This is a genomic window from Dysgonomonas sp. UBA7710 (assembly GCF_002482385.1).
Lineage (GTDB): Bacteria > Bacteroidota > Bacteroidia > Bacteroidales > Dysgonomonadaceae > Dysgonomonas.
The window spans coordinates 150,497-171,748 of the sequence record NZ_DLFW01000022.1; the positions used below are offsets into that span (position 1 = coordinate 150,497).

18 protein-coding genes are annotated in these 21,252 nt (G+C 40.7%); 11 read left to right on the plus strand and 7 right to left on the minus strand.

Features of this window, described 5'->3' with window-relative positions:
- The first annotated feature begins 700 nt into the window (after positions 1-700).
- The 4 genes from B3317_RS07065 to B3317_RS07080 all read left to right on the plus strand — a co-directional run bounded on the left by B3317_RS07065 (position 701) and on the right by B3317_RS07080 (position 4,225).
- On the plus strand, positions 701-1,369 hold the full coding sequence (locus tag B3317_RS07065) for a DUF2625 domain-containing protein (RefSeq protein WP_291110048.1): 669 nt from the start codon (positions 701-703) through the stop codon (positions 1,367-1,369).
- 113 nt (positions 1,370-1,482) lie between these two features.
- Positions 1,483-2,865, plus strand: a complete 1,383-nt coding sequence (locus tag B3317_RS07070; protein WP_291110049.1) for a nucleobase:cation symporter-2 family protein — start codon at positions 1,483-1,485, stop codon at positions 2,863-2,865.
- An 85-nt stretch (positions 2,866-2,950) separates the two neighbouring features.
- The gene (gene xpt, locus B3317_RS07075) at positions 2,951-3,520 is read left to right on the plus strand and encodes a xanthine phosphoribosyltransferase (RefSeq protein ID WP_291110051.1); all 570 of its coding nucleotides are present in this window, start codon (positions 2,951-2,953) and stop codon (positions 3,518-3,520) included.
- Between the two features lie 3 nt (positions 3,521-3,523).
- Complete coding sequence (locus B3317_RS07080; protein WP_291110054.1) at positions 3,524-4,225, plus strand: 16S rRNA (uracil(1498)-N(3))-methyltransferase; 702 nt, start codon at positions 3,524-3,526, stop codon at positions 4,223-4,225.
- Positions 4,226-4,228: 3 nt separating this feature from the next.
- Here the strand turns inward: B3317_RS07080 and folP are convergent, their stop codons facing one another.
- Positions 4,229-5,068 carry a dihydropteroate synthase gene (gene folP, locus B3317_RS07085; protein WP_291110057.1) on the minus strand — a complete coding sequence of 280 codons (840 nt, stop codon included), beginning with the start codon at positions 5,066-5,068 and terminating at the stop codon, positions 4,229-4,231.
- A gap of 227 nt (positions 5,069-5,295) precedes the next feature.
- Positions 5,296-5,508, minus strand: coding sequence for a hypothetical protein (locus B3317_RS07090; RefSeq protein ID WP_291110059.1), 213 nt, complete (start codon positions 5,506-5,508; stop codon positions 5,296-5,298).
- A 241-nt stretch (positions 5,509-5,749) separates the two neighbouring features.
- Between B3317_RS07090 and B3317_RS07095 the strand changes: the two genes are divergently transcribed.
- The 3 genes from B3317_RS07095 to B3317_RS07105 all read left to right on the plus strand — a co-directional run bounded on the left by B3317_RS07095 (position 5,750) and on the right by B3317_RS07105 (position 9,933).
- Positions 5,750-7,237 (plus strand): glycosyltransferase family 39 protein, encoded by a 1,488-nt coding sequence (locus B3317_RS07095; protein ID WP_291110061.1) that lies wholly within the window; start codon positions 5,750-5,752, stop codon positions 7,235-7,237.
- A gap of 197 nt (positions 7,238-7,434) precedes the next feature.
- Positions 7,435-8,772 carry a hypothetical protein gene (locus tag B3317_RS07100; RefSeq protein WP_291110063.1) on the plus strand — a complete coding sequence of 446 codons (1,338 nt, stop codon included), beginning with the start codon at positions 7,435-7,437 and terminating at the stop codon, positions 8,770-8,772.
- Positions 8,773-8,805: 33 nt separating this feature from the next.
- Positions 8,806-9,933: a hypothetical protein gene (locus B3317_RS07105; protein WP_291110067.1), complete on the plus strand. Its 1,128-nt coding sequence runs from the start codon at positions 8,806-8,808 to the stop codon at positions 9,931-9,933.
- 299 nt (positions 9,934-10,232) lie between these two features.
- Here B3317_RS07105 and B3317_RS07110 read toward each other — a convergent pair whose 3' ends face one another.
- Genes B3317_RS07110 through B3317_RS07125 form a run of 4 tightly spaced genes read right to left on the minus strand, consistent with a single transcriptional unit; the run spans position 10,233 to position 13,437 of the window.
- On the minus strand, positions 10,233-11,405 hold the full coding sequence (locus tag B3317_RS07110; RefSeq protein ID WP_291110069.1) for a M24 family metallopeptidase: 1,173 nt from the start codon (positions 11,403-11,405) through the stop codon (positions 10,233-10,235).
- Between the two features lie 5 nt (positions 11,406-11,410).
- A complete protein-coding gene (gene nadD, locus B3317_RS07115) occupies positions 11,411-11,986 on the minus strand; it encodes a nicotinate (nicotinamide) nucleotide adenylyltransferase (protein WP_291110071.1) in 576 nt (191 codons plus the stop codon).
- Positions 11,983-12,546: a guanylate kinase gene (gene gmk / locus B3317_RS07120; protein ID WP_291110074.1), complete on the minus strand. Its 564-nt coding sequence runs from the start codon at positions 12,544-12,546 to the stop codon at positions 11,983-11,985. The genes nadD and gmk overlap by 4 nt, the downstream gene beginning before the upstream one ends.
- Before the next feature lie 18 nt (positions 12,547-12,564).
- Positions 12,565-13,437: a YicC/YloC family endoribonuclease gene (locus B3317_RS07125; RefSeq protein ID WP_291110076.1), complete on the minus strand. Its 873-nt coding sequence runs from the start codon at positions 13,435-13,437 to the stop codon at positions 12,565-12,567.
- Between the two features lie 144 nt (positions 13,438-13,581).
- Between B3317_RS07125 and B3317_RS07130 the strand changes: the two genes are divergently transcribed.
- Both B3317_RS07130 and B3317_RS07135 read left to right on the plus strand, forming a co-directional pair.
- Complete coding sequence (locus tag B3317_RS07130; protein ID WP_291110079.1) at positions 13,582-13,941, plus strand: arsenate reductase family protein; 360 nt, start codon at positions 13,582-13,584, stop codon at positions 13,939-13,941.
- An 11-nt stretch (positions 13,942-13,952) separates the two neighbouring features.
- Positions 13,953-18,548, plus strand: coding sequence for a translocation/assembly module TamB domain-containing protein (locus tag B3317_RS07135; protein ID WP_291110082.1), 4,596 nt, complete (start codon positions 13,953-13,955; stop codon positions 18,546-18,548).
- A gap of 236 nt (positions 18,549-18,784) precedes the next feature.
- Here B3317_RS07135 and B3317_RS07140 read toward each other — a convergent pair whose 3' ends face one another.
- The gene (locus B3317_RS07140) at positions 18,785-19,348 is read right to left on the minus strand and encodes a hypothetical protein (protein WP_291110084.1); all 564 of its coding nucleotides are present in this window, start codon (positions 19,346-19,348) and stop codon (positions 18,785-18,787) included.
- A gap of 279 nt (positions 19,349-19,627) precedes the next feature.
- Between B3317_RS07140 and B3317_RS07145 the strand changes: the two genes are divergently transcribed.
- Together B3317_RS07145 and B3317_RS07150 are read left to right on the plus strand one after the other, a co-directional pair.
- Positions 19,628-19,960: a zinc ribbon domain-containing protein YjdM gene (locus B3317_RS07145; RefSeq protein ID WP_291110086.1), complete on the plus strand. Its 333-nt coding sequence runs from the start codon at positions 19,628-19,630 to the stop codon at positions 19,958-19,960.
- 89 nt (positions 19,961-20,049) lie between these two features.
- Positions 20,050-20,874, plus strand: coding sequence for an MBL fold metallo-hydrolase (locus tag B3317_RS07150; RefSeq protein ID WP_291110088.1), 825 nt, complete (start codon positions 20,050-20,052; stop codon positions 20,872-20,874).
- Positions 20,875-21,252: the final 378 nt, after the last annotated feature.

A 21,252-nucleotide genomic window follows, 5' to 3' on the forward strand; every position in this document is an offset into this window, starting at 1 on the left:
GTCTCTGCGGGAAATGCTGTTGACTGTTAACTGAATATATAGTGTTCTTTGTGTAAATCTTTGTGTCCCTTGTGGCAAAGAGTTTTAACCACTAAGTACACGAAGGGAGTCACAAAGGGCACAAAGGCTAAAAAACTGTTACTTTTGTTACCTTTTAAGAAGTAGTAAGTATTGAGTAGTAAGTATAAAGGGCTTCTAATTGTTAACTGCTAACTGATACATGTGTTACCTTTGTTACCTTTTTTTAAAGAGATACAAGTAGACGAGATACAAGATACGAGTTGTTAACTGATAACTGTAAAATTAGTTACGAGTTACTGTGCCCTGCGGGCAGTTATGAGTTACACGTTTTGTCGCTTCGCGCCATTGGCACATCGGCATATTAGCCAATTAGCACATTGATTCCTGTTACTTTTGTTACCTTTTAACAGTTACGGGTTGCTTACTGTTTACTGCTAACTGTTTACTGTAAATAGTGTCAGATATGTCAGATTTTAACAACTTGAAAGAGGACTCGAATTATCAGCTTTTACTTCAACCGCTGTTTACTATTCACTGTTGGCGGCCGGATTCATGATGAAACTCTCTTCCTTTTCCAAAATGTCATATTTAACGCTGGCTTTTACATTATTCTCACTACATTATTTAGCATATATCTATAATTATACTAATTTTGCACCTTATTCTAAAACCTGTACCTATGCGTACACTACAAGAGCTTGTAAATACGGAAGATCCGGGTTGGCCTGTTATCAAGGAATGGATAAGTATGGCCAAAAACAAGGTGGAAATTCTACCTTGCGAACGCGAGCGAGCCGAAAATGCTCTGGTAAATACCCAAGTCACCACACGTTCCCTGATGGGAGCAATCATTTACGAAACAGGCGGCCTGCTCATCGACAATGGTTGGATACGAATCCTGGGCTCAGGTAGCGACCGTATGAAGAGAACCCTGCCGGACTGGAATCAAGGCAAAACATTTGAAGAATTCGGGGAACCTGCACCGTATCTGCTCGTGGCAGATGATGCTATTGGCGGATTTTATGCGATTAATGCGGGCTTTCTGGGGAAAGACGCGGGTAACATGTATTATTTTGCACCCGACTCGTTGCGATGGCTGCCAATGGAGATCGGATATAGCCAGTTCCTTCTATTTTGTTTCGAAACGGATATGAACGACTTTTATGAGGGGTTGCGCTGGAAAGGCTGGGAAAAGGATGTTGCGGCACTCAATCCCGATTACGCATACAGCTTTGTACCTTTCCTGTGGACAAAGGAGGGAAAAGATATAAATAATGTTTCCAGAAAAATTGTGTCAGTGAAGGATGTGTATGAATTCAATATGGAAATGAAAGATACTCTCGGCTGATATGGTGTGCCGATGGTGCAACGAGAAATAATATTAGTATAGGTCTAATCTTGAAATCCTGAATTGGAAATCGGCGTTAGCCAAATTTTTAAATCTTTAAATAACTAAAGTATATGCAAGTCACAGAGAAAGAAGCGGATGAAATTATCCAACCGATACGAAAAACAGACCTGATTTATCAGATTGAGGATAAACCGCCTTTCAGCGAGGCCATGTTTGCAGGATTTCAACACCTGCTGGCTATCTTTGTGGCTATTATAACCCCTCCGTTAATTATATCCCGGGCGTTAAATTTCAGTGCCGAAACCACAGGGTTCCTTGTTTCCATGGCATTACTCGCTTCGGGTATATCTACATTTATACAGTGCCGTCGTTTCGGGCCTGTGGGTTGTGGCTTACTCTGCATACAGGGAACTAGCTTTTCTTTCATCGGCGCGCTGACTGCCAGTTTCGCAGCTAAAGGCGATATGACGGAGGCAGCCATCCTTGCCGCTATATTCGGAGTCTGCATCGCTGCCTCTCCTGTGGAGATGATTGTGAGCCGCTTGCTGAAATATACAAAGAAGATCATCACTCCGCTCGTTTCGGGCATTGTGGTAACAATGATAGGACTCTCCCTCATTAAAGTGGCGATTATATCCTGTGGCGGCGGATTCGGAGCCATGAGTGTTGAAGGAGAAAGAGGATTCGGCAGCCCGCAGAATCTGGGTATCGCAGCCCTTGTCCTAATATCCATTCTTATATTGAACAGTATAAAGAATAAGTATATCCGTATGAGTTCCATTATTATCGGTATTGTTATCGGCTATGTCGTGTCATACTTCATGGGATGGATAGATTTTTCAAATATGGGTGAAATAGGAGCATTTACCATTCCCCAGCCATTCAAATACGGATTAGGTTTTGATCTCTCTGCTTTCATTGCCGTAGCTCTTATCTATTTTATCACTTCTATCGAAGCATACGGTGATATCACTGCAAACTCGATGATTGGCGGAGAACCTATAGAAGGCCCTAAATTTATGAAGCGTGTACAAGGGGGAGTATTGGCCGACGGCATCAATTCGGCTATTGCCGGAATATTCAACTCTTTCCCTAATTCGATATTTGCGCAGAATAACGGACTGATCCAGTTGACAGGAGTAGCCAGCCGCCGTGTAGGTTACTATATCGCCACATTCCTTATTATATTGAGCGCCTTCCCTTTTATCGGCGGTATATTTTCTATTATGCCTGAGCCTGTACTTGGAGGTGCCACATTGCTGATGTTCGGTACAGTTGCCGCATCGGGAGTACGCATCATTGCGTCACAAAACATTGACAGAAAGGCTATATTGGTACTTGCGGTCAGCTTTGCCTGTGGGCTCGGCGTGGAACTGGTTCCTGATATCCTTTCCCAGATGCCGACTGCCATAAAAGGGATCTTTGCTTCGGGAATTACTACCGGAGGTGTTGCTGCTATCCTGGCTAATGTGATTATCCGTATCAAAGACTGATATAAGTGAAAAACGGAAAGTGAAAAATTTAAAATAATACAAAGCAGCTCGTAACTTGTTTACTTGTAACTCGTAACTAACTAATATGAAATTACTAAAAGACCGTATCCTTAAAGATGGAAAAAGCTTTGACGGGGGAATCCTTAAAGTAGATAGCTTTATCAATCACCAGATGGACCCTATCCTGATGAAATCGATAGGAGTGGAATTTGTCCGCAAGTTCGGAAATCTGCCGATAAATAAAATTATAACAATAGAAGCCAGTGGCATTGCCCCTGCGATTATGCTGGGTTACCTGCTTGAATTGCCCGTCGTATTTGTAAAAAAAGCAGTACCGAAAACAATGGTAAATATGGTGTCGACCATTGCCCATTCCTTTACCAAAGACAGAGACTATACAATCTGCGTAAGCAAAGACTTCCTGAATCCGAACGACAAAGTCGTTTTTATCGATGATTTTCTGGCTAACGGTAACGCAGCCATCGGCATATACAACCTGATAAAAGAAGCCGGGGCTGAACTTTACGGCATGGGCTTTATTATTGAGAAAAGCTTCCAGGACGGAGGACAACGTCTACGCGAACTCGGTATTCATGTAGAGTCACTGGCTAAAATCAAAGAGCTGGGCGATAATAAGATCATCTTCGAAGATTAAGCAATGGATAAAACAATCTTTTTTACCCCTGATATTCTCTCCAATGTTGAACTGCCGGTGGAGGAAGCTCTGCATTGCATAAAAGTATTGCGTAAAAAAGAAGGCGATGAAATACTACTTACCGATGGAAAGGGCTTTTTTTATGATGCCGAAATAATGCAGGCTAACCCGAAACATTGTATAGTAAACATCCTCAAAACCATAGAACAGCCTAAAGGCTGGGACTTCAACCTGCAAATAGCTTTTGCCCCGACAAAAAATATCGACCGTATAGAATGGTTTGCAGAAAAGTCCACGGAAATAGGGATCGACCGCCTCAGCCCTATTCTTTGCCAACATTCCGAACGGAAGGAGATAAAGACTCAACGGATAGAAAAAATACTTATTTCAGCAATGAAACAATCCCAAAAAGCCTTATTGCCTCAATTGGATGACATACAATCTTTCTCGAAATTCATCAAACAGGAATATGACGGACAGAAGTTCATCGCCCATTGCTATCCGCAGGAAAAAGTACTGCTGAAAGACATTTATAAGAAAGGCGGTAATGCTCTTATTCTTATCGGGCCGGAAGGCGATTTCTCCGAAGAGGAAGTCAAAATGGCGACAGACAGTGGATTCAAACCCATCTCTTTGGGTGACAGCCGTTTGCGTACCGAAACAGCAGCTCTGGTCGCTTGCCATACATTACATGTACTGAGCTGACAGTCAGAACTTATATTCCTCCAGTTTTTTCACTATTTTCACCGCTTCCACCGCTTCTTTTACATCATGTACCCGTAAAATATCCGCTCCGTTCTGCAAGGCGAAAGTATTCAGGATAGTAGTTCCATTGAGGCTTCCGGCGGGAGTTGTGTCTAACAAACCGGCAATCATCTTTTTTCTCGAGATCCCCACCAAAAGAGGTAATTCAAAAACAGAGAAGCCCCGCAACGCAGCCATTAACTCATAGTTCTGATCCATCGTCTTACTAAACCCGAATCCCGGGTCGATAATAATATCGTTCACGCCGAGTAAGTGCAGTTCGGCTACCTTTTTAGAGAAATAATAGAAAATATCCTGAATCAGATTATCATAACCGGTGAGATCCTGCATCGTTTGAGGCATACCGCGCATATGCATCAATATATAAGGCACATTAAGCCGGGCAACCGTATCGAACATGGTTTTGTCTATTTCACCTCCCGATATATCATTTATAATGGATACTCCATGCTCCTCAACGCAAAAACGGGCTACATCCCCATAGAAAGTATCTACCGAAAGGATGGCATCGGGAAATTCCCTGTTGATAACAGGCAAAGCGAACTTCAGCCGCTCTATTTCTTCCTGCGCAGACAGCAAGGTCGAGGAAGGACGGGTTGACTGCGCACCTATATCTATAATTGTTCCTCCCTGAGAAAGTATCTCCGAAACCCTGTCTATAATCTGCTGCCCGGTTTCTTTGCGGCTACCGGAATAAAATGAATCGGGAGTAATGTTTAGTATCCCCATTACAACGGGATAAGACAGATCTAGTAGTTCTCCTTTAATATTGATTGTTTTCATCGGATTTTCTTATAGGGTTTCGTAAACAGATTACGGATAAATCTAGCTTTCTCAATGTGGATACAAAGTAAGTGTTTTTTTATCACAGTATCAGTTTTCCCATCCTTATTCCGGCTCAGTCAAAATGTTAAAATCTGACAACCAACGGTCACAGGAGCGTAGCGTATGTAAATCTGACACTTTTGTAAGTTAACAGTTAACAATCGTGACGCGTTAGCACTTATTACTTAAAACTCATCACTTATAACTACCCGCAGGGGCTTATTTTTCCTCTTTTTGTGTTCTGCCTTTCTTTTTTGGGAAGAAGTCAGCACTTTCATCTCCCTTCCCATATATTCGTTTTTCGGGGGATATTCTCTGATTACCGCAGCACAGGTCTCCAATATTTTTTCTACCGGTTTTTGTTCCACAGCATTATCTGCTGCTTCTATTTTTTCCAAAGTCCCGGGTATATCACTTTGCGCTATTTACAAATCTGCTAATTCGCTAATTAGTTTCTTTATAGATAAACAGGATTTCAATTTATGCAGAATGTTAACAGTTACTGGATGTGAAATGATTTCCCCACTGATGAACTGTTGCAAGAACGAAGGACGGCAAGATTAACCATTATACCGGAAAAATTCAAAAATTCTACAAAATTGACCGGTATTATTGTACAAAGAATAATATTTAAACTCTATGAATACAAAAGCAGTAAAAAGCATCTTCATTTCCCTGAAAACTCAAGATAAAAAAATAGTCCTACTAAAGTACATTATATATGCCTTGTTGCTCTTTATTATCCTTACTGCTATATATACCAGCTTTATGATGAATCTGGGAGATCGCAGTCTGTGGCTGGATGAGGCTATGTTAGCCTACTCTTTCACTAAAAGGTCTTTAGATAATCTTACTTCCGATATTCTCGAATGGATACAATCCGCACCCGTACTTTATTTATATATTGTAAAAATAATCACAATAATTTTTGGAAATACAGAATTCATTTTACGGATATGGTCATTCATCTCGTTTATTTTTCTTCTCTCGTTCTCATATTATATCTTAAAGAAAGTTCTGAATACGAGATATCCTTTAATAGGTGTAGCTCTTATGTCCAACATGGCAATATTATTCAGATATTCGAATGAATTTAAACCATATATGTGCGATTGTTCCGTAGTCTTATTCGTGATTATACTGTATTATTTATACCATGAAAAAAAAGTAAGTAAATGTATTTTCTGCTTTTCTTTTGTACCTATTATATGGCTCTCAAATCCAGGCTGTTTTTTTATTGCAAGCGTTTTACTGATCGAATTTACCGACAGCTTGATAAAGAAAAATTTCTCTCAGATGAGGTTCGTGACTATTCTGGGGATTATAATATTTATCAGTTTTATCCTTCACTATTTCCACTGGCTGAATCCTGTGATGGATGCAGGCGAAATGGCTGAATACTGGAAAAATAAGAATTTTTCTCTGATTCCAACGGACTACTCCCATATAGAAAAACAGAAAACGCTAATACAGGAATTATTTATATACTTCGGATATTATAAATATCTAATATTCATTATTGTATCCCTAGGCTTCTTTATTAATTTATGCATTGAAAGAAACCGATTTGTTAACGTTATTTATGGAGGTATTATTATAACGCTCTTTGCCTCTATTTTAGGCGTGTATCCTGTGCAAGACAAACTGTACCTGTTCTTGTACCATCTTTTAGCCATCTTGTTCTTTTTTTTTCTTGGCAAATCGTTTTCAGACAATCTTGTTTCCAATATAGTAATCCTGGCTATTTCTTTTGTTATCCTATTCTCTCTCAATGGTATATTGTATTATAGAAATTTTGAAAATATCTATATAAACAATGAAGAAACGAACCAAGCTATAGATTCTACAGGGAACAACATTAAAAAAAACGACAAACTACATCTCTATTTTTCCAGCGTACCGAGATTCTGCTATAAAAATAAATATGACACGATATCCTTAGCCCCTTTTGAGCATAATGTTATTTTGGGGAAAGGTTTCTTTAGCGGAGGTAAAAACAGGAATGATATTAAGCTTATTACGAATGAAGATTCTGTTTATATATTAGCGTCCCATTCTAATGGCTTTGCTTCGGAAAAAATAGTCCCCTTGGTTGACAGCCTAAAAACAATGGATATCTGGAACTGATTTACGATAGGTATGCAACCCATGTTTATTATTATACAAACAATAAAGATTAATTTTCTCCGTAGTGTAGCTTTGCAACCCGTATTTTGCTAAAAACTATATAAATACCTGTACACAATTATTCTGTAAAAAACAGTGATAATTAGCTATTGATGGGTTATGCTATTTGTTTTTATTTTGTATAATATAAATTAAAAATGAAATATTCAAATTTTGTTGTAGTCCTTGTATTATCTGTTTCTACCATTTGTTGCAGGGCACATAGTATAAGAAGGAATGATATGTCTTCGTTCCACCGGTCATCCTTATTTCATATACAAGGTCAGTTTCCGGAAAAGCTTTTCCGGGAAAAGGACGATAGCATCCGTATGGACATAGCCATGAATTCCGGCCTTAAAGCAAACGCCTTGAGAAAATTATCCCGAAGTAAAGACTGGAATGTCCGCTACGGTGTGGCCCGTAACCTGAACACCCCTCCAAATATATTGAGTAAACTGTCGGTAGACACTGATTATAGAGTTCGTAAAGGAGTTGCCGAGAACCTGAATACCCCTCCTAAAATACAGGAAGCCCTGTCGAAAGATGACAACCCATATGTACGCAGGGCTGTGACCCGAAGCACAAATGGGACAATCGATTTCTTTGGGAATTTATACGCGGATGATAATACGTGGGAAAATTATAATCGCAGAGATAATATTGACATTCGTATGGACATAGCCTTGAATCCTGACCTTAAAACAGACAGCCTCAGGAATCTATCCGAAAATAACGACTGGAATATCCGCTATGGTGTGGCCCGTAATATGAATACCCCTCCGGATATATTGAGTAAGCTGTCGACGGATTTTAATTATCATGTTCGTAAAGGAGTCGCCGAAAACCCGAATACTTCCCCCCGGATGCTGGAAGCCCTGTCAAAAGATAATAACCTGTACGTCAACTGGGCTGTATCCAGAACCATAAACGGAACAATAGACGCCTATGCCTTTTCTCCTGAATACGCGGATATATATAAAGTTCAGAATCATACTAAAGATTTTATCAGGAATGCAGAAAATAAGTTTTCAGCAGGAGAGAGTTTACAGGTAAGCCCTCGTGAAGAAGTAAAAACAGAAACTCTTGCAGCCAACCGAAATAAAACGGAGGAAATATTAAAGAGACTATCGGAAGAAAATAACAGCTTTACCGAATGGGAAGTAGCCAAAGATGTAAACACACCAGAAGAAGTATTAGCCAAACTGGCCGAAAATGAAGATAATGAAGTTCGCTGGAGTGTGGCGGAGAATCCCAATACTCCTCAGGATATATTAAAATTTTTATCAATGGATAGGAGTGAAAATGTACGTTGGATTGTATCTGAAAATCCGAATACACCCCGGGATATACTGGTTGTATTGGCCGAAGATGCAAATACGGATGTACGTTGGGGAGTGGCAAACAACCCGAACACCCCTTGGGATGTATTAAAAAAGCTGACTGAGGACAACGACCAGAATGTTCGTATCAACGCGGTTAAAAACTTAATGAAATAAATATTATAAAAAATACATAAAAAAATAGCAACAATGTCAGTTACAGAGGATTTTTTCATGAAGAAACATTTTATTGTATGGTTATTTATACTTTATTTCAGTTGTGGCTTATGTTCCGCTGTTTCCCCCGGAAACTACTATTATAAAAGAAAGTACACAAAAGAATATATATGGACGTTGGAACGCTTGTCCAGGGATAAAAATGTTGAAGTGGTTTCCAGGGTTGCTCAGAATCCCGATTGCCCGAAAGATCTGCTTTTACTTTTTTCAGAAAGCACGGATAATCTAGTGCGTTTGGGTGTCGCGCTGAATACCAATGCATCCAAAGAGCTTTTGCACAAACTGGCGTTAAACGCTTCTTATTTCAGTATTGCGGTGGCTTCAAATCCAAATTGTCCAAAGGAATTATTTGAAGAATTCCATGCTACGGGATCTTTGGACATTCTTTGTGCCATGGCTTCAAATCCCGCTTGTCCGAAGGAGCTTTTGTTGAGCCTTTATGAAAATGATAACCAGAAGATCAGCGTAGGAATCGCCTCCAACCCTGATTGCCCGGAGAAACTACTCGAATTACTTTCGCGGTCAAAGGCATTTAATGTACGCGCGGCCGTAGCCGCTAATCCTTCTACTGATAAAGGCGTATTGGATAAGCTATCGAGGGATGAAAATATAAAAGTCCGTTTAGGAGTTGCTTCAAATACAAGTTGTCCCGAAAAACTATTACAAAAGCTTTCAGGTGACAAATCCATTGAAATCCATCACACCGTCGCCTCAAATATAAACTGTCCGAAAAAAATACTGGATAAGTTTGCCTGCTATGAAGACGTTAACATGCAGCTATCCATAACACGAAATCCCAATTGTCCGGACGCGGTATTGGAAAGATTATCCGTATCCGGAAACAGTGCGGTACGCTGTTCTGTGGGAGCGAATCCCAATTTACATAAAAATATCATGGATGCTTTATCCAAAGATAAGGATTTTAAGGTTCGTGCGGCACTTGCCGGAAATCCGAATTGCCCCGAATATTTATTGGAAGAGCTATCCGGAGATGAAGCTATGGAGGTTAGAGCGGCAGTGGCTTCGAATGGAATCCAATTAAAGAATTTTACAGCAAAAGAATTGATAGAATCCGTACTTATTAAAAAGTCTGATAAGTAAAATAAATTCCAAGCATTAGTTTATTAGAGTATATATTGAATTAAGTAATGAATAATAATTAAGATATATTCCTCTTTGTCTTGTTGAATTACCTTCGGCCTTAGCTGGGAGATGAGAAATAACACGGTAAAAGATGTGGTAATATAAGAATTTGCCTTCCTCCCACCGGCGCGGTTTCACAAACTGCGTCTTACTTAAAAAAAGTAGAAAGATTTGCTCTATGAGCAGTACTCACACTGCGAACCCGCAAACGAAGGGTTAATTATCTCCGATAGTGGTTTGCCCTTTTTCCCTATCCCTCACAGCTCTATTATCCCCTCTTCCAATACGGTCAGTTTCTCTATTCCGGTTTCAGTCACCACATATGTATTTTCTATTCCCACGGCCCCTACTTCCGGAATCACAAACTTCGGTTCCAGCGCAAAAACTATATTCTTTTCCAGTAATTCTTTCGAACGGGGAGTCAATACCGGAGGCTCGTTTATCTCAAGACCGAGTCCGTGTCCGACAAACTTAGCCTGTTGTTTCGTACCCATGAAGTATGGTTCAAGATTATTCTTTACTACCATTTCCATCGGGATATTATACAGTTCGGCACAAGCGGTTCCGGGTTTGGCAATATCCATTATATGGTTATGAATATCTATCGATACCTGATGGGCACGATAAGCGATATCTAATGTCTTTCCCACCGAAAATACACGTGTCATATCGGTCATCCACGGGGAATAATTTCCTGCCATATCCACCATAATGGTTTGTCCTTTTTCTATCCTTTGTCCCGATGCGCCCAGAGGTAAAGTAGGGCTACTACCTGCTCCGCCCAAAGCGTAATCGTAAGGAGACGGAGCTTCTGCATTCTCTCCGGCCAGCAAACTTCCCATATAAATATCCATATTGTCGCCATAACTGCGGAAGATACCCATAGAGCCGTGCAGACGCATCAGCTTTTCTATCTCTATCTGTAATTCTATATCAGTCATCCCTGGCCTGTAAACGGACGGGATCAGCTTATAAACAGCTTCATGTTTCCGGGCGCAGGCTCTCACCTGTTCCAGTTCGAAATCCGTTTTCACACTGCGTATTTTACGCATAAAAGTTGAAGCATTAGCAGCTTTGGTTATATTAAATGTTCCCATCAAACGGGCGCATTCACCGAAGGAAAGGACATCTGTCTCCAATAATAAAGTCTTGGGCAATGACATGCCTCTGTTTTGAAGTTCTTCCGCAATTTGTTCCGGCTTCCGGATATAGATCGTATTTTCAAAAGCGATACCTTCGGGCCGCTTAATAAAATGTATAGGGGTACCCCCGGCCGGCAGATAATAATAACCATTGTAAACCATGCCTGTCATATAAAATACGTTCACAGATGTACTTAATACACAAGCTTCTACTTCCATTGCCTGCATTGCTTTCTGCAGACGGGAACAGCGAATCTCCAAATCTTTTGTCAATGCTTCCTTGTTCATAATCTTTATTTATACAATCCTTTATTCAAAATATAATCATATATGTCATCCGGTAAAAAGGCCCTTATATCTTTTTCTCCGGCAATACTATCCCTGATAAATGTCGATGAAATCTCGATAATAGGAGAATCCAGCGCCTCTACCTTATCCCTCAATTTCGTAGGAATAGTGATACGGTAACCCAATCGCGGATATACCTTAATTTTATAATTTTCGAGAATCTTGTCATATTCCCGCCAGCTTTCAAATACATTCCAGTTATCTGCGCCGATAATCAGAGTGAAATTATGTCCGGGATATTCATTCTGCAAAGCGTCCAAAGTATTCACCGTATAAGATGGGGTGGGCATTGAAAATTCAAAATCACTGGCTTTTAACTTTGTATATTTTGCCAGCGCAAGTTCTGTCATTTCCAGACGTATATGTTCATCCGAAAGCTCATTCTCCGATTTTAACGGATTTTGCGGGCTTACCAGAAACCACACCTCTTCTATTTCCGTGAATTCCACTATATAATTCGCGAGAATCAGATGCCCGATATGTATCGGGTTGAAAGACCCTGAAAAGATGCCGATATTCATTCCTTCAGAAAATCAGTTACCACGTTCAATGCTTTTGCTTTCGCCTCTTCCAGATTATCGTTGTGTATCACCACATCGAACCGGGATGCGAATGTCATTTCATATTCGGCTTTTGCTATACGGGATTCGATAACTTCGGGCGAATCGGTACCCCTTTTTTCCAGACGGTAACGCAGTTCATTTATGGAAGGTGGCTCTATAAAAACGGATAAAGCTTTATCTCCGTAATATTTCTTTATATTACAGCCGCCTACTACATCCACATCGAAAATCACATTGCCTCCACCGTTCATAATACGTTCCACCTCTGCTTTCAGCGTACCATAAAACTTATCTGTATATACCTCTTCATATTCGAGAAACTCACCACGGGCGATTTTTTCCCTGAATTCTTCCGGACTATGAAAATAGTATTCCACTCCATGCTTTTCTGTTCCTCTTGGCGGACGGCTGGTAGCCGATATTGAAAACTGAAGGTTCAAATCCTGCGAAAGCAGGTAATTGACGATTGTAGATTTACCTGCGCCTGAAGGAGCCGAAAATATGACTAATTTACCCATTAACTTTATAAGTGACCTTTATAATACGTTCAACACCTGTTCTTTGATCTGCTCCAGTTCATCCTTCATGCGTACAACTATCTGCTGCATTTCGGCATGATTCGACTTCGAACCCATTGTATTTATCTCACGCCCCATTTCCTGAGAAATGAAACCCAGCTTTTTACCTTGTCCCGAACCGGATTTCATTGTTTCGAGGAAGTAGCTCAGATGATTTGTCAGACGAGCTTTTTCTTCGTTTATATCCAGTTTTTCGATATAATATATCATTTCCTGCTCGAAACGGTTTTTGTCATAATCGAAGTCCTCTATTTTGTGCAAGGCTTCTGTAATACGGGTTTTTATTTTATCTACACGTTCGGCTTCATGTGGTTCTATGTCAGTCAGAAGCCGTGATATATTCGCTATTTTTTCTTCAAACAGTTTTTCCAGCATAGCTCCTTCCTGTTTGCGGAAAGAAAGCAATTGCTTCTTCGCTTCACTTATTGTTTTCGAAACGGCAGCCCATTCGGCTTCATCCACTTCCTGCGATTCGTATTTTAATACGTCCGGTAAACGAAGTAAAGTCGAAAACCAATCGGCAGGAGTATCTATTCCCAGTTTACGGGCCGATTCCTTTATCTGGTTATAATATCCTTCGAGCAGATTGTGATTGATCTGGTTTGCTGTTTCATTGCCGATATTCTCCACATATATAAGGAAATCTACTTTTCCACGTTCCAATTCACGGGAAAGCATATTGCGGACTTCCATTTCATGTTCTTTGTATAGGTTTGGCATACGGACTGACAAGTCCAGTTGTTTGCTGTTAAGGGATTTAATCTCTACTGTAACTTTCCTTTTGTCAAGTTCGGTTGTGGCTTTCCCAAAACCTGTCATTGATTGTATCATGCTGCTAATTTTAGATTTAGGCACAAAAATACACAAATATTATGCGTTCCGATTAAAAAACAAGAACTTTAAATGCATAAACTGCGTTAATCATTAGTAAATCCTTAATTTTGCAATTAGTCAAAATAAAATAAAGAAATCAGAATGGACACAAAACTATTCCTGCAATATCCAAAATGCGGCACATGCCAGAAGGCGGCCAAATGGCTAAAACAAAACAATGTCACCGTAGAAAGCCGTGATATAACAACTGATAACCCGACAAAGACAGAACTGGCTGCATGGATAAAGAAGAGCGGATTACCTATCGCAAAGTTCTTTAATACCTCAGGCAGAATTTATAAGGAAGAAAATCTGAAAGAAAAGGTCAAGTCTGCATCCGAGAGTGAATTGATAGATATACTCGCATCTAACGGAATGGTTGTAAAACGGCCGCTGGTTATAGGAAATGACTTTGTACTGGTAGGATTCAATGAGGAAGAATGGTCTGAAAGACTAAAATAATATAGTTCTGCATGGAGGAAAAAGAAGACGTAAAATTAGCGCCGGAAGAAACCCCGAAAAAGAAAAGCCTGATTAAAAAGCTTTTCAAAATATTCCTGTATATAGTCTTCGGACTTATCGGGCTTAATGTGCTTTTATATGTACTGCTTTCCATACCGTATGTGCAGCAAAAGGTTGCGGACTTTGCCGTAAACAAACTGAAAGAGACGATGAAAACGGAGGTTTCGATAGACGAAGTCCGTTTAAGCCTGTTCAATAATGTAAGCCTTAAAGGCATCTATATAGAAGATCAGACCAGGGATACACTGCTTTATGCGCAGGACCTGAGCGTAAGCCTCAGCCCTTGGGAATTTATCAAAAGTAATAAACTCGCTATTACAGGAATCACGGTAGATAATTTCCTGATAAATGTAAATCAGAAAGATAGTGTAAGCGACTTTAACTTCCAGTTTGTAATAGATGCATTTTCGAGCGCCGACACCACCAAAGTGGATACGACCAAAAGCTCGCTGGTAGTGGTCATCGAAGACGTCAGTCTGAAACGCGGTCGATTGAATTATGACGTATTGTCTGTGCCGGAGACACCGCAGATGTTCAATGCATCCCATATATCCTTATACGATGTGAATGCGAATGTAGACCTGAACTCGATAGATGCCGACAAATTCGACATCGCGCTCAACAGTCTGTCGGCAAAAGAAAAGTCGGGAGTTGAAATCAAAAGCCTGAAAGGGCATTTATACTCCGACAAGTCGCAACTCTGGGTAGAAAACCTCTCCTTAAACTTACCTAACTCTCACCTGATAACCACTAAAGTAAGATATAACCTATCGAACAGCGCTTTCGAAATAGGCACCGACGACACGGAATTATCAGCCGGAGATTTAATCGCGTTCCTGCCGAATCTCAAATTTCTGCGAAACAGACTTTCACTGAAAACCAATATATCGGGAACGCTGCCTGCTGTGAATATCGAAAATATAAACCTCACCTATGGCGATGATTTTGTCCTTGAAGGGCTGGCCAGTCTGGGGAATTATGAGCGATATGGGAACTCGGATATAAGTCTTTCCATCAGTAAACTGAAAGCATCGACCAGAGCAATTTCCGATTTTGCCAAACTCGGCGATTCCACCTTTGTGACTCCTGATATATTGAGGGATATGGGAGACATATTCCTTAAAGGAACATTGACAGGACAACTGAATAAGTTCAAACTCAATACCGAAGCATGGTGCAGGCAGGGGCTCGTCTCGCTCGTCGCTACCGGTGGTGTAGATACGACATTTACCAATTTCAATGTAAACGCCGGACTGAAAACACGCAACTTCAATCTGGGCAGATTACTCGGAGGCACAACAGGATTGGGTGGACTCACAGCACATATAGACCTGAGAGCAAGACAAACAGAAAAAGAATCTCTCTCTGCACAGATGCAGGGAAGTATAGATGCCCTGCAATTCGAAAAAGAAACAATGAAAAACGTTCCTTTCAGCGGATTTTACAATGCTCAAAAGATGGGATTGACTGCCCGTGCCGACTGGAAAATAGGAAAAATATTCGTTGACGCAGATATGTCTCAGGCCAAAGTACCTGATATCAATGTACATATCAGACTCGATTCGGTACACATAGACCCGTTCTACAAGAATCCTGATTGGGTAAACCCTCGCCTAACCCTCGCCCTCAAGGGCCAGTTTAAAGGGTTGGACATTGATAATATTATAGGGAAAGCAGACTTGGACAGCCTTGACTTCCATGATGACAATTTTACGTTTCAACCGGGTAAATTTACGTTGGAATCAGGAAAAGAAGAGGATGGCAGTAAATTTATCACGCTCACCTCTTCTCTATTGACAGCCAATATAGCAGGACAATATTCATTCACTACTATCGGAGACGAATTTACAAACCTGATGAACGGATATCTGCCCGATGTATTCCAAATGAGAAAACGTACAAAGAAAGAGCAAAATAACTTCACCTTCAATATTACAGCCAACAATACTGAAAAACTGGGAGAAATATTCGTCTTACCTGTCGATATCATAGATCCGGCTTCGATAAGCGGACGCATTAATACCATAGACAAACAATTGTCGGTGAAAGGGAATATTCCACGTCTTCGTTATGGCGAAATTGAAATTAAAAATACGACTCTGGATGTCATGAACCTCGACTCGGCCTTCAATATTTCAGGAGCTAGCAGTGTCATGATGGATAAAGGAAAGTATAACCTCGCCCTCAATACCAACGGAGAGAAAAATACAATCTATACATTCATAAGCGTAACCAGCGACAGCACCAATATTAATATAAAAGGGGATATAGAAGCTCTGGCCAGTTTTAGCAGGAATGAGAAAAAGGAGCTTGTATCTTCCCTCAAGATAACTCCGTCAGACATCACGGTCGACAAACTAGCGCTAAATCTCCTGCCTGCCGAAATACTGAACGAAGGAACCCGAACCGAAATACATAATGTAGGCTTGGGTGTGAATAAAAAACCGTATTTCAATATAGACGGAGTGATCTCGAGAGAAAAAAGCGATAGCCTCAGGGTTTACTTCACCCATGCCGAGATAGGAGACCTGCTGGAAGCATTCGATGTGAAGAACATCCGCGGATGTATCCACGGAGATGTCCTGCTCACAAATATACTCGACCAGCCCGAATTATATACGGAAGGATTTCAGATAGCCGATATCGTCCTCTTCAGCGACACATTGGGCACAATGGACCTCGATAGTCACTGGAGTAACGAATACGGAGGAGTGGCTATGCAGGCAGCATTGGTTAAAGCGGGGGAAACCTTCGCCGAGATAGATGGTACAATATATACGAATCAGGACTCACTCGACCTCCAGTTAAGGATGGAAAAGATGCCCCTGCGCTGGATACAGCCATTCGTTTCCGATATGCTCAACAAAGTGGACGGAACCATCAGTTCCAACCTGATGATAGAAGGCAATACAAAAGCGCCGCTTGTGAGGGGATTTCTCGGATTCAACGATACACAGATAGGGGTGGATTACACCAATGTAACCTATACCATATCCGATACCATCAGGGTAAGCCCCGACCGTATCGGATTTGACAACCTGACCCTGAAAGACAGCCAGGGGAATACGGCCAACGTAAGTGCTACTGTAACACATAAGAATTTCGACAACATGAAATATTCGCTCAATATGCGGATGAACAAACTCATGGTGCTGAATACAGAGCACAGGACCGACAGTCTTTTCTACGGGCGGGTCTATGCCTCAGGTAATGTCAGGATAGACGGGACTAACGACGGCATTAATATGAACCTGCAGATAAAGAATGACAAAAATTCGAATTTGAATATTCTTTTGCCTCAACACTCGGAAGCGACCGATTATAAGAGTGTAGTATATATAAATGTGCCGGAAGAAAAACTGAAAAATTCGCTTAAAGATATGGTTGCCAAAGCTCAGGATCAACCATTACCCATACAGCTGACGGTAAAACTCGATGTAACTCCCGATCTGGCAATCGGCATTATCATAGATCCAACCACAGGCGATGAGCTGCAAGCAAAAGGAAACGGTTCTATCACGTTCAATTATAACATGCTGAATGAGAATATGTCGGCGTTTGGCGACTACTCATTGACGGACGGGACTGTGAAACTGAACCTGCAAAACATAAAGAAACTGGACTTTAAAATACAGAACGGCAGCAAATTGCATTTTATCGGAGACCCTATGAAAACCAGATTCGAAATCACGGCTTACAGGAGGGTGAGGGCAGCACTGGAAACATTAGACCCTAGTTTTGCGATGGATAATTCATCTTCCAAGGTGTCCGTTGACTGTGTGCTGGGCATTGTAGGAAATATGGATAATATGGATCTGACCTACAACATTAGCTTACCTGATGCCAACGATGATGTACAGCGAAAAGTAAACACTTATATCAGCACCGATGAACAGAAGATAAAACAATTTGCATCCCTAATTGCCATGGGTACATTTTATCCAAGTTCGGGAAGCAGCGGTGCAAACTTCGGCGACGGTATATGGACCAGCATCGCCGGCAGCGCCCTATCCGGTGCTATGTCATCCCTGGTAGGTAATATGCTGGGAGATAAATGGCAGGTAGGCGCCACAGTGGAGTCGAACGACGGTACATTGTCTGACATGAACATGCAGGTAAATGTATCGCGTACATTCTGGGATGACAGACTGATATTGAAAACCGACTTAGGCTACCGGACAGATCAATCGAGTGTGGATAATACCTTTATCGGTAATTTCGACCTGGAATATAAATTAAATACAATGTGGACATTAAGAGCATATAGCCATACCAATGATAAATATTACCGACAGGCACCTACTACACAGGGCGTCGGTATTATTTATAACAAAGAAGCCGCTACTCTGAAGCGCCTGTTCCAGTCATTCAAGCCAAGAAGGTTCAGGCGGAATGAGACCCAGCAGGGACAGACCCAGACACAAAGTCAGTCGCAACAAGATGCAACAACTCCGGCAGAGCAGCAAACCCCTCCTGCCCTACCGGCAGATTCGACACAAACGACTGTTAACAGGCAGCCCGTAATAAGCGATGAACGGAAAAAGTAGAGAGGGGGGCGTGTCAAAAGCAAAAGTGTACGATTAAATAGTTAAACTTTTATTTTAATACGTTTTCGATATTGTTATTTTATTCAGACATCAGATTATTCAAATTACTTTATAACTTAATGAATAGCAATCTGAAAATTCATTACCTCCTTCTTATAAAGATAAATAAGGTTTCGCCAGTGAACTGGCGAAACCTTATTTATATAATTACGATATTAGTTATTTTCTCTTCAATATCATTTTTTCCAGCTACCACCGCCGATATAGAATCCTACCGTTACTAAGAAATAGCCATTTGAAGAAGATATTTTCTGGTTACCAACTTCAAACTTTGAAGAAGGAACAAGATTATAGCTTGCTGCCATTCTGAATTTTTTATATTCGAAACCTGCTCTTAACAATCCGCCGAATTTACCGGATGTATCAGCACCCAGATCAGTATCATTGACTTTGATTGTCGCCAAGCTATAATAGCCGGCACCGGCGCCTACGAATGGAGCAAAACTGGAAGTTCCCTTGTTGAAATAGTAATCGAAAGTACCCAGATAAGCTTCATTTCCTGATACGCTTCCCTCTAATTCTCCTACTTCTTTAGCCATAAACGCATCTTCGATACGGATACCCACGTTCATATTATCTTTCAGATTGTACTTAAACTCTAATGCAGCCCCAATACCTCCTCCTCCTTTAGGTATCGCATAACCAAAGTCTAGTCCACCTCTGAATTTTCCGGCTTCCTGAGCATTAGCAGAAATGATCGACACAACCATCACGAAGGCAAATAATAAACATTTTTTCATTTCAAATTGATTTTACGTCTGTTCCTATTTCAGACATTTAATTAATAAACTAACCTGATCTAACGGACTTTACCGATTAAATCGCATGTAAATATATTTGCCAATTTTGAAGATTTTTTGAATTTTTTAATAATAGAAGAAATTTATATTAATTCTGAATAGTAACTTAATCATACAGGCCCCGGAAATATTGTGGATACGTTTGCCGAAATGTACCGATTTTGGCTACAGACATTAAAAGCGTTATCTTTGCGTTTTTAACACTAAAAATTAGCAAAAATGGAAGGAACTCCGAATTGTCCTGTGTGCAGCATGGAAAATACTTATTTTGACGGTACGGCATATGTTTGCCCCGATTGCTTTCACGAATGGACAGGCGAAGCAAACACAGAAACAGAAGACACAACCCCCAGAGACAGCAATGGTGCAGAATTACTTGACGGTGATGCCGTAACAGTTATTAAAGACCTGAAAGTAAAAGGTTCGTCGATGGTCATCAAGCGTGGAACAAAAGTAAAAAGTATCCGCCTGACAGAAGAACCGACAGAAGTAGACTGCAAAATAGACGGGTCGAGCATCGTCTTAAAAACCTGCTTCCTGAAAAAAGGATAAGAACCCGCTCAAATTATATCCGGAGGTGTTCATAACTTTAACGTTGCGGACACCTTTTTTTATCCGGATACTCCTTAACTTTGCACGCTATGCAATATGATTTATTTTCACAATACAAATATAAGTTCTTCAGCCTGGGCAGCGGTAGCAGCGGAAACTGTTACTATTTGGGAACCAAAGAAAATGGTATCCTTATAGATGCCGGAATAGGTATCCGCAACGTGACAAAAGCATTGCGGGAATACGGGGTCGCTTTCGAAAAGATTAAAGCAATCCTTATTACGCACGACCATGCCGATCACATCAAAACAGTCGGATGCTTCGGTGACAAGTACAACATCCCTATTTATGCGACCGAGACCGTACACGAAGGCATTCAGCGCAACAGGGTCGTTCAGGCCAAACTGTACCAATCAAAAAGGGTCATAGAGAAAGAGATAGCGTTTGCAATCGATAACTTTAATATAACAGCCTTTGATGTGCCGCATGACAGCATCGAAAACGTAGGCTATCACATCGAGTTTGACGGGCAGGCTCTTGTCATCGTAACGGATATAGGCCAGATTACCGACAAAATAAGGGATTATGCCTGCAAGGCCAACCATCTTGTAATAGAGGCCAACTATGACGAATATATGCTTCAGACAGGCAGGTACCCGTATTATCTCAAGGAACGGATAAAAAACGGTATGGGACACCTGAGCAACCGTCTTTCGGCCGAATTTATTGCAAGTATCTATAATGAAAATCTCCGAAATATCTGGCTCTGTCATCTCAGCCAGGACAATAACCATCCCGAAATTGCATTCAAAACCGTAGAACAGGCATTGGCCATCAATGGCGTTGTCGTAAACAGGGATGTAAAACTGGAGGCCCTCAGCAGATATAAGGTTTCGGGATTGAGAGAATTCTGACAAGCCGAATCCGTAAATATTTCAAAAGAACTTTATCTATATATTGCTTTTAGCCGTTAGCTATTAGCTTATAGTTCTTTGACAGATGTGGAAGGATTTAAAAATTTAATGTTTAGGAATTTAAAGATTGGGAAAAAGTAAAAAAGCAGGAAAAGCTGTCAGGTTTGTCAGGTTTTAACAAGTCGTGAGTTTTAAGTAATATGAGATACGAGTAGACAAGACACGAGATACGAGTTATTAACTGATGACTGATAACTGTTTACTGAAAAGGTTGTTACCTTTTTTAATAGTTACGGGTTGGCTGACGCCTTATTTTGTTTCACGCAAAGGCGCAAAGTTTTTACATCTTACGGGTTGTTTATTGCTAACTGTTTACTG

Bases quoted from the DNA above. Each gene is read 5' to 3' on its own strand.
- B3317_RS07065 (WP_291110048.1), top strand. From the start codon at position 701: ATGCGTACACTACAAGAGCTTGTAAATACGGAAGATCCGGGTTGGCCT.
- B3317_RS07070 (WP_291110049.1), top strand. From the start codon at position 1,483: ATGCAAGTCACAGAGAAAGAAGCGGATGAAATTATCCAACCGATACGA.
- xpt (WP_291110051.1), top strand. From the start codon at position 2,951: ATGAAATTACTAAAAGACCGTATCCTTAAAGATGGAAAAAGCTTTGAC.
- B3317_RS07080 (WP_291110054.1), top strand. From the start codon at position 3,524: ATGGATAAAACAATCTTTTTTACCCCTGATATTCTCTCCAATGTTGAA.
- folP (WP_291110057.1), bottom strand. From the start codon at position 5,068: ATGAAAACAATCAATATTAAAGGAGAACTACTAGATCTGTCTTATCCC.
- B3317_RS07095 (WP_291110061.1), top strand. From the start codon at position 5,750: ATGAATACAAAAGCAGTAAAAAGCATCTTCATTTCCCTGAAAACTCAA.
- B3317_RS07100 (WP_291110063.1), top strand. From the start codon at position 7,435: ATGAAATATTCAAATTTTGTTGTAGTCCTTGTATTATCTGTTTCTACC.
- B3317_RS07105 (WP_291110067.1), top strand. From the start codon at position 8,806: ATGTCAGTTACAGAGGATTTTTTCATGAAGAAACATTTTATTGTATGG.
- B3317_RS07110 (WP_291110069.1), bottom strand. From the start codon at position 11,405: ATGAACAAGGAAGCATTGACAAAAGATTTGGAGATTCGCTGTTCCCGT.
- nadD (WP_291110071.1), bottom strand. From the start codon at position 11,986: ATGAATATCGGCATCTTTTCAGGGTCTTTCAACCCGATACATATCGGG.
- gmk (WP_291110074.1), bottom strand. From the start codon at position 12,546: ATGGGTAAATTAGTCATATTTTCGGCTCCTTCAGGCGCAGGTAAATCT.
- B3317_RS07125 (WP_291110076.1), bottom strand. From the start codon at position 13,437: ATGATACAATCAATGACAGGTTTTGGGAAAGCCACAACCGAACTTGAC.
- B3317_RS07130 (WP_291110079.1), top strand. From the start codon at position 13,582: ATGGACACAAAACTATTCCTGCAATATCCAAAATGCGGCACATGCCAG.
- B3317_RS07135 (WP_291110082.1), top strand. From the start codon at position 13,953: ATGGAGGAAAAAGAAGACGTAAAATTAGCGCCGGAAGAAACCCCGAAA.
- B3317_RS07140 (WP_291110084.1), bottom strand. From the start codon at position 19,348: ATGAAAAAATGTTTATTATTTGCCTTCGTGATGGTTGTGTCGATCATT.
- B3317_RS07145 (WP_291110086.1), top strand. From the start codon at position 19,628: ATGGAAGGAACTCCGAATTGTCCTGTGTGCAGCATGGAAAATACTTAT.
- B3317_RS07150 (WP_291110088.1), top strand. From the start codon at position 20,050: ATGCAATATGATTTATTTTCACAATACAAATATAAGTTCTTCAGCCTG.